The sequence below is a fragment of the Arthrobacter ramosus genome, from assembly GCF_039535095.1.
Lineage (GTDB): Bacteria > Actinomycetota > Actinomycetes > Actinomycetales > Micrococcaceae > Arthrobacter > Arthrobacter ramosus.
In genome coordinates this window covers 82,363-97,426 of record NZ_BAAAWN010000001.1, presented here as the reverse complement: position 1 = coordinate 97,426, position 15,064 = coordinate 82,363, and the positions used below count along the sequence as shown (strand labels likewise).

The following is a 15,064-nucleotide window of genomic DNA, read 5'->3' as shown; positions in this document are numbered from 1 at the left end:
ACGCTGCTCGGCTCGTGCCGCCCAGATCGTTTATGAAGCACAACGATTGCAAGTAATCAATAATTTCCTCAGTGATAAGATTTTCCTGATGAGTTCTTCGGCAGCAGGAAAGCAACTGGGGTTTCTCCTGGCGCGCCACGGGCGCATCATGAATACGCGCCTCCGCCAAGCGCTGGACTCCTCCGGGCTCAGCCCAAGGCATGCCGTGCTGCTGTGCCGGCTTGAGGAGTCCGGGCCGCTCAGTCAGCAGGACCTGATCGATATCCTCTCAATCGACGCGAGCGGACTGGTAGCGGTCCTGAACGACCTTGAACGCGAAGGGCTGGCGGAACGACGCCGAGATCCCGCGGACCGCCGTCGTCATATCGTCGAAATCACCGCGGAAGGCAAGCGAGCGGTGGCGTCGATTGAAGTTGCGGTAGCCGACGTCGAGCAGGAGGCCTTTGCCGGGTTCTCCGCCGATGAACTCCAACAACTCCATGGGCTGTTGTCGAGGATCCACGGCGAACCCGCGGACGAGGCCTGCGCCGAGGACTGAGCCCTACTGCAGCGTGGCGGTCAGTCGCGCCACGTTGTCCACGTATTTGGCAAGCATAGGCCGGTGCAACCAGCCTTCCAGGGTCAGCTCGCGGCACATCTCCCGGTAGCTCGATTCCACGGAGCGCATGCTGTCCACAGCCTCGGCGCCCAGGAGCATCACGGACACCTCCATGTTGAGCGAGAAGGAGCGCATGTCCATATTGCTGGAGCCGAGGACGGCCACTTCCTCGTCGATGGTGAAATGCTTGGCGTGCAGCACGTACGGCGCGCGGTACAGGTAGATCCGTACTCCGGCTTCCAGCAGCGCCTCATAGTAGGAGCGCTGGGCGTGGTGGACGAGGAACTGGTCGCCCTTCTCGGAGACAAACAGTTCCACGTCGACGCCACGCTGGGCCGCCGTCGTAATGGCGTACAGCAGCGAATCGTCGGGCACGAAGTACGGGCTGCAGATCGAGATGCGGTGTTGGGCCGAGTAGATCAGCGTATTGAAAAGGCGCAGGTTGTTTTCCGTGACAAACCCCGGGCCGCTGGGAACCACCTGGGCCGTTATTCGGCCGGGCGTTGCTCGGACCGCGACCTGCAACTGGTTTTCGAGGGATTCATCGGTTTCGCTGAGCCAGTCGGTAGCGAAGACGACGTTGAGGGTAGCAACGATCGGCCCCTCCATCCGCGCCATGAGTTCCACCCATTTACGTCCGGCGCGTCGGTGCTTGGGGTTGTTGTAGGAGGGCTCGATCAGGTTCTGGGAGCCCGTGAAGGCGATTTCGCCGTCGATCACCAGGATTTTCCGGTGGTTCCGCAAGTCCGGGCGACGCCACTGGCCGTGGATGGGCAACAACGGCAACATACGGCGCCACTGGATCTGGCCGCCCTTGAGCCTGCGGACCAGCCTTCGGTAGCCAGGGATCCGCAGCGTACCGATGTGGTCGAACAGAAGCCGGACGCTGACACCGCGCGCTGCTGCGTTTTCCAACTCGGTGAGGAGTTCGTCCGTGACGGAGTCACTGCTCATGATGTAGAACTCCGCATTGACGAACTTCTTGGCACCCCGCACCGCTTCAGCCATGGCCTTGATGGACTCTTCGTAGCCGGGGATCAGCTCCACGGAGTTGCCGTCCACCATCGGCAGCGAGCCGAGGCGCCGGTTCAGTTCACCGGCCGACGTCACCCATTCGGGTCCCGAGTAATTGCTCACGACGTCGGCGAGCGCCGAAGTGCCTGCACGCACCCGATCGTTGACTTGCTCCTGCTGCTCCCGACGACGGCGGGACAAGCGGAAATTGCCGAACAACAGGAACAGGACGAAACCCACGGACGGAACAAGGAAGACGGCAAGGAGCCACGCCATGGCCGTGGTGGGGCGGCGGTTTCCGGGGATGACGCCCAGCAGCACGACGCGCAAGGCGATCTCAACGATGGCCCACGCGCCGAGGAGCCATGTCCACTCTGCTCCGAACTGAAAAGGAAACGGCACCCCCACACCCCCACGATCTAATAGCCAGTCAAAGAACCAATAGTCAGCCCAGCCTATCTGGCGCGCCGCTCCCGACTGCTCGTCCTGTGGGCCAGCACTAAGCTGGAAGCATGACTTTACCTGCCTCGACGGTCCTCGTTTTCCTGGATCCAGCGTTCGAAAACGGCCGCGTCGCCGATTCCAGCCAGCCGCAGCTCATGGCAACCGACCTGGGTGCCACCCGGGGTGACGGCGTCTTCGAGTCGCTGCTCGCCGTCGAGGGCCGTGCGCGCAAGGTGCAAGCGCACCTGAACAGGCTTGAGAGCTCAGCCCGCGCATTGGACCTCAACATTCCCGGGCAGGACGTTTGGCGCCGCGCGATCGACACCGCGATCACCGAATTCCGCGACGCCTTCCCTGCGCCAAGCCCAGCCGAGGACGAAGTAGTCGTCAAGCTGCTGGTGACGCGCGGAGTGGAAGGCGCCTCGACTCCCACTTGCTGGATCCAGGCTTCGCCGTCCCCCGCGGGCAGCCGCCGGCAGCGCGAGACGGGCATCGACGTCGTACTCCTTGACCGTGGCTTCGACACCGAGGCGGGCGACCGCGCCCCCTGGCTGCTGCTCGGCGCCAAGACTCTCTCCTATGCCGTGAACATGGCCGCGCTGCGCTACGCGCACAAGCAAGGTGCGGACGACGCCATCTTCACCTCAACAGACGGCCGGGTCCTCGAGGGCCCGACGTCCACGGTGTTGCTGGCCCACGTTGAAACGGTCGACGACGGCGCCGGCTCGGTGCGCACGGTCAAGCGCCTCATCACTCCGCAACTGGACAGCGGGATCCTCCCGGGCACGTCCCAGGACGCGCTTTTCACCAAGGCGAAAGCCGCGGGCTGGGAGCTTGGCTACGGCCCGCTGGTCCCGGAAGACCTGTTCGACGCCGACGCGGTGTGGCTGATCTCGAGCATCCGGCTCATCGCTCCGGTCAACCATGTGGACGGCAGGGAGATCGGCACCCCGGCAATGCGCAAACAGCTGACGGCCGAACTCAACGAGCTGTTCGCGGGAATCGAGTAGGGTTTTCGCTGCTGCTATTGACTGAGGATCTGCTCGCGCAGGATGTCTGCGTGCCCGCAGTGTTGCGCAAGCTCCCGAAGCATGTGGAGATAGACCCAGCGCAGCGGGAGCGGACCGCGTCGGTTGCCGTTGAGCATGTCGTCGAGCCCCAAGGGCGATGTCGCTTGGCGCGATGCTTCGCATGCCTCGCGGTGTGCTTGCTGGATCGTGGCGACAGTGTCGCCGTCATCGAGGATAAAAGACTCGTCCGGCGTCGCAGGGAGGCCGATCTCGGCGCGTGAACGGCAAGAGATGGCTTGGTCGAACCAGACCTTCTCGACGAAGGTCGCGTGTTTCACGAGGCCCAGCAAGGTGGTCCGGGACGGCACCATTGACCGCCGGGCTTGTTCCTCCGTCAACCCGTCCAAGCAGTCATTGAGCGCACGGCGGTGCTCGTCAATGAATGCCTCGAATTGGGTCCGGATTGGCTGGTTGAGGACATCCTCGGCGAACGTCACGGGAAGAGAAGACATGCGTGGAGTATCCCAAGGCCGTCGCTCGGGAGCAATCGAACGTCTGGTCCTGCGGGGCGAGCCCGGTCCACGGACGCTGGAAGCAGGACTAGGCGATCAAGGTATGGAAATCAACCCCGAAGAGCGCCACTAGCGGCCAGAGAACAATCGCCACCAGACCCTTCAGGAGGTTGGCGGGAATGTTCCATGCCACGAGATAGCCGTGGGTGCTGGCGACCAGTACCCCGACAGCCAGATATATGATCCCGAACAGACCAATTCGACGTCTGCCCATTTTACGCCTGCCTAATCCGCGTATCATCGCTCATCTCCCGCTGCGGGGTGTGAACAAAATTATAGTCGCGTCGAGGCATATTCGAGGGGGCCCGGGCGCCTTCCAATTTATCCACGCAGACGGTAGTTCAGTCCCACGCATCCTGCGAAAAATCGGCGAGGAAATTTAGCTTGCCCAAGCCTATTGTGCCGCCACGGCGGCGGTAGTTAACTAGTCCCGTGAACTCTGCTGGGGAAGGGTGATCTGCCTCTCGGCCCAGCGGGCACCTGATTTCACGGTGCCGTGGAATCAGCAAAGTTGATGGAGGGCATCATTGTGAGTGCAGTTTCTTCGTCCCAGAATTTCAATCACGGTTTTCCTACGCCCGGACCCCAGGATCCCTCGCCCCAGAAGGTCATGGATCATGTTTTCTTTCTCTCCGAAGGGGAATGGAAAAAAGTCCGCGAAGAAGAACAATTCGACCACATCGTCATCGGCAGCGGGTTCTGCGCCTACGCCTTTGCTGAACGGACACTGACAGTCAACCCGCACGCACGGATCCTGATCATTGAACGGGGTCCGTTTTTCTTGCCGCAGCACTTCCAGAACCTGCCGCTGCCCTACAAGGAGACCCTTGGAGGCCTCTCTGAGACCTTCCCCTGGACCTTGGCGGCTGCCACGGCCACCCAGCCGCCGGGCAGGATTTCCTGGCAGCACGGCATGGTCCCTTTCTACGGCGGACGCAGCATCATGTGGAGCGCGTGGTGCCCCCGCCCCGAGGAAGATGAGATGCGAGGCTGGCCACGGGCAGTGATGGACGCCGCCAAGTCGCACTTCACGTCGGCGGAAGACCTGCTCAACGTAGTTTCGGCGGACCGGATCGACGCCGGGCGGTCGGCCGACGTCGTCGATCTCATCAACGACACCCGCCCCGTCTACGGAATCATGCAGAAGGCTCTCCAGGAACGGCTTGAGGCGGGCCTGCACGAGATCGATTCCGCCACCCGCAGCATGCCGGCCCCGCTCGCCGCGGCAACCGGCACGACGTCGGGCGTGGACTTCGCGAAGTTCTCGACGCCGGCAGTCCTGCTGGAACTGACGGACAAGCAGGCGGCACTTGAGGCCCAGGGCAAGGGCACCGCTCTTCGCATGGTCACGGACTGCACCGTGCTGAGCGTGCTCCAACAGGACGGACGGGCCACAGCGTTGAACACCAACCGCGGAGTGGTGAACGTCGGCAACGCCAACCTGGTCCTGGCCATGGGCACTCTTCCGCCGGCAACCCTGGTCCTGAATTCCTTCCCGCAGGTCCACGGAGCCGGTGGACACTTCAGCGCCCACTTCATCACCTCGGTGGTGGCCAGGGTTCCCCGCGGGGATTTTGATTTCAGCGAACAACTCGGCGAGTTGGAACTGGCGGCCATCTATTTGGCGGGCAAGAGCCCGGCCGGCATGCAGTACCACGTGCAGCTTTCGGTCCTCTCGGACCGTTGCCCGGACAAGAACGCCCAGAAGTCCGAACGCTACGCCCCCGACGTCGTCGCCACGGCTTCGCTCGCGCAGCTGCGGTCCTCGGAGGACTACTTGGTGTTCGTCTGTGCCGTCCTCGGCGAGCTGGACGAAGGCAACCCGGAGAACCACTTGCGGCTTTCCGGCGGAACGGACCCCACCTGCAACGTCACGTTGCAGGTGTTGGCCAACGCCACGGACGACGACACGTGGGACACCATGGACGAGGGAACCTTCCAGATGCTGGAGCGGGTCCTGTCCCCAGCCGGCGCGGACCGCGTCGAGTACTGGCACGGAGATCCCGACGCCGGAACCTGGGGCGCCGGGCGTCCCGCCATCCCGGAGCGCCGCGTACCGGGCTTGGTCCACGAAAGCTCGAGCCTGCCGATCGGCGAAGAGGAGGACGCCGTCGTCGGAATCGACTATCGCCTCAACGGCGTGCAGAACGTCTTCGTCACCGGCGGCAGCCTCTGGCCCACCGGCGGTTCCTGGAACCCGACCATGACAATGGTGGCCCTGGCGCAGGACCTCGCCGAAAGACTGGAGGCCGACGGCGGAGCGGAGGCAGCGCCGTGACCGTCGTCCCAGCGCTGGACCCGGCGCTCCTTCCGACGGTTCCGCCTATGAGCGTCGCCGAGGTGTTGGACCGGCAGGACGGCGTGTACTGGGTGGTGAAGGACGCGAATTCGGTCTTTCTGTGGGTCAACCAGAACTTCGCGGACTTGGTGGGCATGAGCAAGTCGGAGCTGATCGGGCACCAGGATTCGCGCGCGGAGCACGTTGCCCACGACAAGGAAGTGATGGCGAGCGGAAAGCCGCTGCTCAACTTCCACGAAACCATCGCCGTCCCCAGCAAGGAGGGCGGCATGGTCAATGTGGACATCGTGACCCAAAAAGGGTTGTTGCGTTCCCTGGGCAGCAAGGAAATCATTGGGATCACAGTCTGCTTCTCACTGAAGGATCCGGTCACGTGACTGCCGCCGCAGAGGACTGGATCAAGCGGCTGGACATGTCCCCCGCTATCGTCGGCGGCTGGTTCGCGCCCGCGCTGGTAAGCAACGAGGACATCGCCGGTTCGGCGCTGCCTCCGCGTTTCGGCATCGACCATCCGCTCTACAGCTCCAATTGGTACCTGCTTCAGGCCGGGGAGTTTCTCCAGCTGCACGCCCTCAAGCAGGATGAACTGTGGTTCTTCCACCTGGGAACGCCAATCAGGCTGCATGCCTTCTCCCGGGAGCTTGGACATCAGGACTTTGGTTATTCCGAGACCGTGTTGGGGCCGGATCCGGAGGCTGGCGAAACGTTGCAGGCAGTTGCCCCGAACTCCACCTGGTTCGGTGCCGAGTTGGCCGGTCCGGGGTTCGCCTTGGTCAGCTGCAGCCTCTCACCGGGATACGAGAGATCGGACTCCGCGAAACCAACGGCACGGGACATCGAGTCGCTCGTTTTGAGGTTTCCCGGGCATGCCGAGCTGATCCTGCGCCTGGCGGCGGGATAGCCGGGGTCGGCGGGCTGGCCGGATAAAAACGTCTGGTGCGCCGGTTCTGGGGCCGGCGCACCAGACTTCTCAGGATCCGATCGGAGAAAGCGCCCGCACCAAACCGAAGAGGTCCTTGGGGTCATCGGGGTTCGCGACGAGGTCGATCTCCTCGAAGAATTCTGAACCCTCAACGGCGTCGCGGAGATACCGCAAGGCGGAAAAGTCCTCGATCGCGAAGCCCACGGAATCGAATATCGTGATCTGGTCCCCGGAGGTCCGGCCTGGCGCGTGACCGCCCAGGACCTGCCAGAATTCGGTGACGGGAAAATCGGCGGACATTTGCTGGATCTCGCCCTCAATCCGCGTCTGGGGATCGTATTCCGCAAAGACGTCGCCGAGGCCCAGGATGGCAGCGTCGAGTTCGGTCTTCCCCGGGCAGTCGCCACCGATCGCGTTGATGTGGACACCCGGCGAAACCTGGTCTGCCGTCAGGATAGTGGCATTGGCTTTGTCCGCCGTGCACGTGGTGATGACGTCGGCGCCCTCCACTGCGTGGGCCGCCGAGCCTGCGATGGTGATGTCGAAGCCCAGGGGAGCCATGTTCCGGACGAACTTCTCCATCGCAACCGGATCCGTGTCCCAGATCCTGACACTGTTTATACCCAACGCCGCCCGGAAGGCCAGGGCCTGAAACTCCGATTGGGTTCCGGTTCCGATCATCGCCATGATCCGGGCATCGGGGCGCGCGAGTTTCTTTGCGACCATCCCGGACGTGGCCGCCGTTCGCAGCGCTGTCAGCACTGTCATCTCTGCGAGGAACGTCGGGTAGCCGTTATGGACGTCGGACAGGACACCGAAAGCTGTCACGGTCTGGAAGCCACGCGCTGGATTCGAAGGGTGTCCATTTACATACTTGAAGCCGTATGTTTCCTGGTCGCTGGTGGGCATCAGCTCGATGACCCCAAATGGGGTGTGACTTGCCACCCGCGGAGTCTTGTCAAAAGACTCCCACCGCCGGAAGTCGTCTTCCAAGTACTGAATCATCTCCGAGATGATGGTCTCCGGGCCCCGCCCGGCCGTCCAGCGAACCATGTTGCGGACATCGACAAAGCGTGTCATGTGCGCTCCTTTCCCTCATAAGCACTGTTGTTACGAGGCTACGGAGCGGCGATATGCATCCACAATTGCCAAAGTATGTACTTTTCATTGAAAATCCATACAAAATCACCCATCCGTATGTACACAATGATCATTCGGCAAGCGTCCGTCATGCGGGCGACTACCGCAGGACGGAACTGAGCAACAGGCTCGTCTCGCTATTGACGATCCCGTCGATGCCGCGGATCCTTCCGAGTACCTGGTCAAAGTCGCTGAGGCTTTCCGTGCGTAGCTCGGCCACGAGGTCCCAACCGCCATTCGTGGTGTGCAGCGCCCAAATCTCTGGAAGTCCCCTGAGCTGGCGAATGACTTTGTCGGCCGATCTTCCCTCCACGGCAATAAGCGCAATAGCTCTAATCGCAAGTGGATCGACCTCGTCGCGGACCCTCGCAGTGAAACCAACGATGGTTCCGGAGGAGACAAGACGCTCGAGCCTGCTATTCACAGTGGCCCTGGCGACGCCCAGCTTACGCGCGAGGCTCGCCACGGACGCCCTTCCGTCTTCCCGGAGGGCGGAGAGGAGCTGACGGTCAAGGTCGGTGAGTGCTGCCATAAAGATAAACGTATCGCCCATTCCCCAAGCGGGCCTGAGTCCGTAGGGTATCGACATGAGCATCTACATCAGCCCCGACTCTGCTGCATGGTCCCTGACGGCCATGGCGACTGGTGCGTCAGCGGGATCAATCGATGATGCGAACGGCATGTCCAACTTGGTAAAGGAAATCTACGAGACAGAGGGTTTCGAAGCCCTGTCAGGCGTGGTTTTTGCCTTGGCTCATCACAACAGCCTCTCGCTGCATGCACTCGCCACGGCCACGGGGATATCCGTACACGAGCTGCTGGAAATCCGGAAGCATCAAGGTTCCACTTTTCATCACTCCCCCTCGGGAGTAGCGTCACGGCTTGATGCCCTTCCGCCCCGCATACAGGCGAGCCTGGAACCGCTGCCGAATGAAACCGAGGCCTAGAGCCCACCCACTGGCTCCCAGTCTTCGCAAGCTCAGCCCGGGGCCCTCGCCAGCGTGGGCCCCGCCGGCTGCCGTCCGGTTACGGAACATGACGACGGCCGGTGATGCAGGCCGCCGTCGTGGATGTTATTTTCTTCTTGAGTAATGAGCACCAGCGCGAAGCCCTGACTTGCTGGTCGGCAACCCTCTCTCCGGCGGGGTGCCTCAGGTGACTACTCGGCGTATCGACACTTTCGAACTGCAAGCGTGACTGAGGAGCACCAATGCCTGAACCCACCGAAGAAAAACTCTCCTACCGTCTCGTCACGGGCCCTGACACCAAGGAATTCTGCGAGCGGATCTCCACCGCCCTCGCGGAGGGATACGTGTTGCACGGGAGCCCGGCCGCGACCTTCAACGGCACCGACGTGATCGTGGCACAGGCCATCGTCCTGCCCGCGGCGATCGCGAGCGCGGATGCCGCCGTTGCCAATGCGGTGGATCAGCTTGATGAAGAGTTCGACGGCGAGGGCCACGCATGAGCTACGCAGGCGACCTCAGTCCGCACGACGCCTGGGCCAAGCTCGAGCAAGGCGCCATCCTCGTGGACGTCCGCACCGAAGGCGAGTGGGCACACATCGGGATCCCTGATACCAAAGCCACGGAAAACGATCCCCTGTTCATCCAGTGGAACCTGGCCGGCGGCATCCCCAACACGCGTTTCATCGAAGAGCTGACGCAACAGGCTCCGGAAGCGGACGGCACCGAGCTGGTCTTCCTCTGCCGCTCCGGCCAGCGTTCCATCGCCGCCGCGATCGCCGCAACCCAGGCCGGCTACACCGCCTACAACGTCCTCGAGGGCTTTGAGGGCGAACCGGACCGCTACGGCGAGCGAACCGTGAACGGCTGGAAAAACCGTGGACTTCCGACGAACCTGGGGAACATCTAAGTGACTTTCAATCCTGACGCCGCCGGCTGGAGCCCTGACACCCAGGCAGTCCGCGGCGGTCTCGACCGCACCAACTTCCAAGAAACGTCCGAGGCCGTCTTCCTGAACTCCGGCTTCGTCTATGAGTCCGCCGCCGCCGCCGAGCGCGCATTCACGGGCGAGGACGAGCGCTTCGTCTACTCCCGTTACGGCAACCCCTCCGTGGCCACTTTCCAGGAGCGCCTCCGCCTGTTGGAAGGCACCGAAGCGTGCTTCGCGACGGCGTCGGGCATGTCTGCTGTCTTCACCGCCCTCGGTGCGTTGCTGGCTGCTGGTGACCGCGTGGTCGCCGCCCGCTCGCTCTTCGGTTCCTGTTTCGTGATCCTCAACGAGATCCTGCCGCGCTGGGGCGTCGAGACCGTCTTCGTCGACGGACCCGACCTGGACCAGTGGCGTGCCGCGTTGTCCGAGCCGACAACGGCAGTCTTCTTCGAGTCGCCGTCGAACCCCATGCAGGAAATCGTGGACATCGCGGCGGTGAGCGAGCTCGCTCACGCGGCGGGCGCCACCGTCGTCGTCGACAACGTCTTTGCCACTCCCCTGCTGCAGCGCTGCGGCGATCTCGGCGCAGACGTGATTGTCTACTCGGGCACCAAGCACATCGATGGCCAAGGCCGGGTCCTGGGCGGAGCGATCCTGGGCACCAAGGAGTTCATCGACGGTCCCGTCAAGCAGCTCATGCGGCACACCGGTCCGTCGCTTTCCGCGTTCAACGCCTGGGTCCTGACCAAAGGCCTGGAGACCATGGCGCTGCGCGTCAACCACTCCTCGGCGTCTGCGTTGCGGATCGCCGAATGGCTTGAGGATCAGCCGGCCATCAGTTGGGTCAAGTACCCCCTGCTGAAGTCGCACCCACAGTACGAGCTGGCCGCGAAGCAAATGAAGGCCGGCGGAACCGTGCTCACCTTTGAGCTGCTCCCCTCGGCGGGGCGATCGGCGAAAGAGGCCGCCTTCGCGCTGCTGGACGGTCTCGCCGTCATCGACATCTCGAACAACCTCGGCGACTCAAAGTCCCTCATCACCCACCCCGCCACGACCACGCACCGCGCCATGGGTCCGGAAGGCCGAGCGGCCATTGGCCTGAGCGACGGCGTCGTGCGGCTTTCGGTGGGGCTGGAGGATGTGGGCGACCTCATCGGGGACCTGGAGCGGGCCCTCAAGCAGATCTAGCCCGGCGGGTTAACCCGGCGCTTCGCGCCAGTCCTGGCGCACCCAGGTGAGGACGGGCTGCGGCTTGGTGTCGCTCTCGTCCCTCTCCGAGCGCATCGTGATCTGAACGGCGTGCTCGACGACGGCGGCCAACCCGGCGGCGTCGGGCGCGCCCCCGTTGGTCTCGCTCCAGCGCCCGGCAACACCACGCTGTTCGATAGCGCCGTTGCCGCGGCCCAGGATGGCTGCCACGCCGGTTTGGACCAAGTCGAATTCACCCTGTTCGGCGAGCACAGGTTCCAGATACTCCACCAACGACCAGACGACGTCCGCGGCGGGCTCCGGGCGGAAGGTTCCGAAGTCCAGCAGTTCGGTGCGGAGTCCAAAGTTGCTTGCCTGCCAGGACGCCATCCGCAAAAGCGCCGTAGGCACGGCCGCCGGCTCTATTCCGGCATGGTACTCACGAACAGAAGTCTCAACCAAGGCCCTGACGAGCACCGCGATGAGCGCCGCATCCTCGGCCCGGAGGCAGACATCGGCCACCCGGACCTCCACGGTGGGAACGTGCCGCGACAGCCTGGCGTCGAAGTAAACCATCCCCTCGTCCAGCAACACTCCCGTTTCGATGAGCCTCGAGACAACTCGCCGGTAGGAAGCCAAGGAACCGAAGATGGCTGACGGCCCCGACGACGGCCAGCGGTTCCACGCCTGCGTCCGGTAGCTCTCAAAACCCGTAGCCAGTCCCCGCCAGTACGGCGAATTGGCGCTGATCGCGGTGAAGACAGCGAGCTTGTCCCGGATGCGGTCCAGGACCATCACGCCTTCCTCCGGGGACTCGATCGAAGTGTGGACGTGGAATCCGCACGTGAGCTGTTCGTGCGCGGTGATGCCGAAGCGTTCGAGCATGATGGCGTACCGAGGATCCGGAGTGGTGTGCAATGCGGCGTCCACCGGTGATGTGGCCAACGCGGCGATCCTTGCGCCGTGGCGCCGTGCGGCGTGGCTCGCGAGGCCCCGGGCCCTGCGGATCTGGTGCAGGAGCTCGGCGTAGCTGCGGCATGGCCGGGTCTGGGTTTCGATCTGTTCAAGCTTGAGCTCGTGGCTTAGGCCGGTATCAGGGCCGTCGATCTCTTCAAGGGGCGGACCGGCTTCGGGGCCGTCCTGGGCCGGGCCGTCGTTGGCGGGCCCCGAGAGGAGCGCGTCGGCAAGGGCGAGCGGCTCGCCGGTCACGGGATCGACGATCAGCAATTCCTCTTCCACACCAAAAGTGCGCACGGATCAATTGTGCGCCATGGCAGCCTCGCCAAGACAGCTCGGGATTTTGCGGCCCCCCCGAAGGATTCTGCTGGATCATTCTGCTGGATGAACTTCCGAGGCGCGCGATTCCGTGACCGGTCCCTCAGCTGCGGCGAATCATCGTGCGAAATCCGACGCCGGACCGCTCCTCCACAGCCCGGTCTGTCCACATAGAGTCATTTCCCGGGCCAAAGAGGGCCGGAATCGTGGCTAGCTCGATCCATGGACCCGTTGGAATTCTTGAAATCGCTCGGCGGAGTAGCCCGGGTTGGCTTGCTACGCCGGGAGGGCTACTCCGAGCGCGCTGTGCGCGGATTGGCTTCTGCCGGAGCTGTCCAACCGCGCAAAGGTGTCTGGGCCTTACCGGACGCGGACCCCGAATTTCTGCAGGCCATCATCGACAATTCACTCCTGACCTGCGCATCCAGCGCCTCCCGTTACCAGCTTTGGCTCAAGGACCGGCCGGGGAGCCCACATCTGGTCAGCAAACATCACCGCGGCCGACACTTCGCCAGGCATGGCCGCCTTCGATTCGAACCGGACCAAAATCTGCCCATCGCTAGCCTTGAGGACACCGTTATTCACGGACTGACATGCCTCAGCGAAGTAGACGCCATAGCCATGGCGCAGTCTGCCATCCAGCATCACGGTGTACCAAGGGCCGTTCTTGAGTCCGAATTGACTGCAAAATACTACGGAGCCGCCCGGATGCGCCTGGCAAAGGCTGACGGTTTGTCGGAGTCGGTACCAGAGATCAGCGCGCGACTCCTATTCGAATCAGCGGGGTTCAAGTTCCGCCGCCAAGTCCAGATCGCCTGCGTCGGGCGGGTGGACTTCCTGATCGAAGGCTGGCTCGTTGTTGAGATCAACGGCTTCCAATTCCACGGTTCACGCGAAGCCTGGCGCAGGGACATGAGCCGGTCCAACGTCGCGCAAACCCAGGGTTACGCAGTGTTGAGCTACCCACCCGAACAAATATGGAACAATCCGGACGCCGTTCTCCGGGAAATCCGAGCCATGCTGGAACGCGGCTGCCCTCGCGGGTGAAGGATTCTGCACAATCATTCCGCTGGACAAATAGTCTGGCTCGACGATTCCGCGGTTTGCTAGCCAGCTGCGGCGAATGATCGTGCAAAATCCGACGTCGTCAGTCCTGGAAGTACTCGATCTTGGCACCGATGGTGTTGAGCCGCTCGGCCAGGTCCTCGTATCCGCGCTCAATCACGTAGATGTTGCGCAACTCGGACGTGCCCCGGGCCGCCAGCATGGCCAACAGCAGGCAAGCTGCGGGTCGGAGCGCCGGGGGGCATCCGACTTCCGCGCCGCGCCATTTGGTGGGGCCATTGACGTAGATGCGGTGCGGATCGAGCAGTTGAACCTGGGCGCCGAGCTTGTTGAGCTCCGTCAAATAGATTGCCCGGTTCTCGTAGACCCAGTCGTGGATCATGGTCTGGCCCTCGGCGTTGCCGGCAATGACCGCGAAGAACGGCAAGTTGTCGATGTTCAGCCCGGGGAACGGCATCGGATGGATCTTGTCCTCCGGGGCACGCAATCGTGATGGCTTGGTGGTGACATCCACAAGGCGCGTCCGTCCGTTGCGCGCAAAGTACTCGCCGGAGATGTCGAGCTGCTGGCCCATCTGCTCAAGCGTGGCCAGTTCGATCTCCATGAACTCGATGGGGACCCGGCAGATGGTGACCTCCGAGTTGGTCACGATGCCCGCGGTGATCAGGCTCATGGCCTCAATCGGGTCTTCGGACGGGAAGTACTCAATGTCGACGTCGATCGCCGGGCGGCCCGTGATCTTCAGGGTGGTTGTCCCGATGCCGTCGATCACCACGCCAAGCCCCTGCAAGTAGAAACAGAGGTCCTGCACCATGTAATTGGGGCTGGCATTGCGAATCACGGTGGTACCGCTGCGGTGTGCGGCGGCCATGATGGCATTCTCCGTCACGGTGTCACCGCGCTCCGTGAGCACGAAGGTGCGGTGGTCGCCGTCGGCCGGTGGGGCCTGCACGGAATAGAAGCCGGACTTGGCCTCCACCGAGAGTCCGAACTGCCGCAACGCCTGCATGTGCGGTTCCACGGTTCGGGTCCCGAGATCGCATCCGCCGGCGTAGGGCAGTTGATACGAGGCCGCCTCATCGAGGAGGGGGCCCAGCAGCATGATGACGCTGCGCGTGCGGCGAGCGGCCTCCACGTCCATGGAGGCGAGGTCCAGGGTCTCCGGGCGGCGGATGCGCAGATCGTTGCCGTTCAGCCAGGTGCACTCGACACCGATGGAGGTCAAGACCTCGACGATCCGGTTGACCTCTTCGATCCGGGCAAGCCGACGCAAGGTGGTGGTGCCGCGATTGATGAGGCTCGCGCAAAGCAGTGCGACGCCGGCGTTCTTGCTGCTGTTGACGTCCACCGAGCCGGAGAGCGTGCGTCCGCCCTCCACGCGCAAGTGGGTCATCTGCCGTTTGCCGACTTTGACGATGGTTCGCCCGAAGATCGACTCAAGGCGCTCGATCATGCGGAGGCTGAGGTTCTGCTTGCCCTGTTCCATCCGGGCAATGGCGCTTTGGCTGGTGCCCAGTTCCGAAGCGAGCTGTCCCTGTGTCCAACCCTTTTCGCCGCGGGCGTCGCGAAGAAGGAGACCTACATGTTCGGCAGTCGGTTGCGTCATGACCAATAAATATCATAAATGGTCTACCCGGAGCC

The 15,064-nt window shown here is 63.1% G+C and carries 17 protein-coding genes and 1 riboswitch; of the genes, 10 read left to right on the top strand and 7 right to left on the bottom strand.

The window, feature by feature from the left end:
• Positions 1 to 88: 88 nt before the first annotated feature.
• Positions 89 to 538, top strand: coding sequence for a MarR family winged helix-turn-helix transcriptional regulator (locus tag ABD742_RS00495; protein ID WP_234751003.1), 450 nt, complete (start codon positions 89 to 91; stop codon positions 536 to 538).
• Positions 539 to 541: 3 nt separating this feature from the next.
• On the opposite strand, the gene cls is transcribed toward ABD742_RS00495, so the two are convergent.
• Positions 542 to 1,957 (bottom strand): cardiolipin synthase, encoded by a 1,416-nt coding sequence (cls, locus tag ABD742_RS00490; protein WP_372460925.1) that lies wholly within the window; start codon positions 1,955 to 1,957, stop codon positions 542 to 544.
• Between the two features lie 167 nt (positions 1,958 to 2,124).
• Here cls and ABD742_RS00485 point away from each other — a divergent pair, with 167 nt between their 5' ends.
• On the top strand, positions 2,125 to 3,066 hold the full coding sequence (locus ABD742_RS00485) for an aminodeoxychorismate lyase (RefSeq protein WP_234751001.1): 942 nt from the start codon (positions 2,125 to 2,127) through the stop codon (positions 3,064 to 3,066).
• Between the two features lie 14 nt (positions 3,067 to 3,080).
• Here ABD742_RS00485 and ABD742_RS00480 read toward each other — a convergent pair whose 3' ends face one another.
• Together ABD742_RS00480 and ABD742_RS00475 are read right to left on the bottom strand one after the other, a co-directional pair.
• On the bottom strand, positions 3,081 to 3,578 hold the full coding sequence (locus ABD742_RS00480) for a DinB family protein (RefSeq protein ID WP_234751000.1): 498 nt from the start codon (positions 3,576 to 3,578) through the stop codon (positions 3,081 to 3,083).
• 88 nt (positions 3,579 to 3,666) lie between these two features.
• On the bottom strand, positions 3,667 to 3,852 hold the full coding sequence (locus ABD742_RS00475) for a hypothetical protein (protein ID WP_234750999.1): 186 nt from the start codon (positions 3,850 to 3,852) through the stop codon (positions 3,667 to 3,669).
• A gap of 396 nt (positions 3,853 to 4,248) precedes the next feature.
• Between ABD742_RS00475 and ABD742_RS00470 the strand changes: the two genes are divergently transcribed.
• The 3 genes from ABD742_RS00470 to ABD742_RS00460 are packed head-to-tail and all read left to right on the top strand — an operon-like array spanning position 4,249 to position 6,838.
• A complete protein-coding gene (locus tag ABD742_RS00470) occupies positions 4,249 to 5,916 on the top strand; it encodes a GMC oxidoreductase (RefSeq protein ID WP_344786857.1) in 1,668 nt (555 codons plus the stop codon).
• Positions 5,913 to 6,314 carry a PAS domain-containing protein gene (locus tag ABD742_RS00465; protein WP_234750997.1) on the top strand — a complete coding sequence of 134 codons (402 nt, stop codon included), beginning with the start codon at positions 5,913 to 5,915 and terminating at the stop codon, positions 6,312 to 6,314. The genes ABD742_RS00470 and ABD742_RS00465 overlap by 4 nt, the downstream gene beginning before the upstream one ends.
• Positions 6,311 to 6,838 carry a cupin domain-containing protein gene (locus ABD742_RS00460; protein WP_234750996.1) on the top strand — a complete coding sequence of 176 codons (528 nt, stop codon included), beginning with the start codon at positions 6,311 to 6,313 and terminating at the stop codon, positions 6,836 to 6,838. Before ABD742_RS00465 ends, ABD742_RS00460 begins: the two co-directional genes overlap by 4 nt.
• A gap of 69 nt (positions 6,839 to 6,907) precedes the next feature.
• On the opposite strand, the gene ABD742_RS00455 is transcribed toward ABD742_RS00460, so the two are convergent.
• Together ABD742_RS00455 and ABD742_RS00450 are read right to left on the bottom strand one after the other, a co-directional pair.
• Positions 6,908 to 7,939: an ornithine cyclodeaminase gene (locus tag ABD742_RS00455; RefSeq protein WP_234750995.1), complete on the bottom strand. Its 1,032-nt coding sequence runs from the start codon at positions 7,937 to 7,939 to the stop codon at positions 6,908 to 6,910.
• Between the two features lie 160 nt (positions 7,940 to 8,099).
• Positions 8,100 to 8,531: an Lrp/AsnC family transcriptional regulator gene (locus ABD742_RS00450; RefSeq protein ID WP_234750994.1), complete on the bottom strand. Its 432-nt coding sequence runs from the start codon at positions 8,529 to 8,531 to the stop codon at positions 8,100 to 8,102.
• Positions 8,532 to 8,586: 55 nt separating this feature from the next.
• On the opposite strand from ABD742_RS00450, the gene ABD742_RS00445 reads away from it, so the two are divergent.
• The 4 genes from ABD742_RS00445 (at position 8,587) to ABD742_RS00430 (ending at position 11,083) form a co-directional block, all read left to right on the top strand.
• Positions 8,587 to 8,946, top strand: a complete 360-nt coding sequence (locus ABD742_RS00445; protein WP_234750993.1) for a hypothetical protein — start codon at positions 8,587 to 8,589, stop codon at positions 8,944 to 8,946.
• 140 nt (positions 8,947 to 9,086) lie between these two features.
• A riboswitch (SAM riboswitch) is annotated at positions 9,087 to 9,199 on the top strand.
• 10 nt (positions 9,200 to 9,209) lie between these two features.
• A complete protein-coding gene (locus ABD742_RS00440) occupies positions 9,210 to 9,467 on the top strand; it encodes a DUF1737 domain-containing protein (protein ID WP_234750992.1) in 258 nt (85 codons plus the stop codon).
• Positions 9,464 to 9,874: a rhodanese-like domain-containing protein gene (locus ABD742_RS00435; protein WP_234750991.1), complete on the top strand. Its 411-nt coding sequence runs from the start codon at positions 9,464 to 9,466 to the stop codon at positions 9,872 to 9,874. The genes ABD742_RS00440 and ABD742_RS00435 overlap by 4 nt, the downstream gene beginning before the upstream one ends.
• Positions 9,875 to 11,083 carry an O-succinylhomoserine sulfhydrylase gene (locus ABD742_RS00430; RefSeq protein ID WP_234750990.1) on the top strand — a complete coding sequence of 403 codons (1,209 nt, stop codon included), beginning with the start codon at positions 9,875 to 9,877 and terminating at the stop codon, positions 11,081 to 11,083.
• Positions 11,084 to 11,092: 9 nt separating this feature from the next.
• Here the strand turns inward: ABD742_RS00430 and ABD742_RS00425 are convergent, their stop codons facing one another.
• Complete coding sequence (locus tag ABD742_RS00425; protein ID WP_234750988.1) at positions 11,093 to 12,337, bottom strand: glutamate--cysteine ligase 2; 1,245 nt, start codon at positions 12,335 to 12,337, stop codon at positions 11,093 to 11,095.
• Positions 12,338 to 12,580: 243 nt separating this feature from the next.
• Between ABD742_RS00425 and ABD742_RS00420 the strand changes: the two genes are divergently transcribed.
• Positions 12,581 to 13,405, top strand: a complete 825-nt coding sequence (locus ABD742_RS00420) for an endonuclease domain-containing protein (RefSeq protein ID WP_234750986.1) — start codon at positions 12,581 to 12,583, stop codon at positions 13,403 to 13,405.
• A 100-nt stretch (positions 13,406 to 13,505) separates the two neighbouring features.
• On the opposite strand, the gene ABD742_RS00415 is transcribed toward ABD742_RS00420, so the two are convergent.
• On the bottom strand, positions 13,506 to 15,029 hold the full coding sequence (locus ABD742_RS00415) for a UDP-N-acetylglucosamine 1-carboxyvinyltransferase (protein WP_234750984.1): 1,524 nt from the start codon (positions 15,027 to 15,029) through the stop codon (positions 13,506 to 13,508).
• Positions 15,030 to 15,064: the final 35 nt, after the last annotated feature.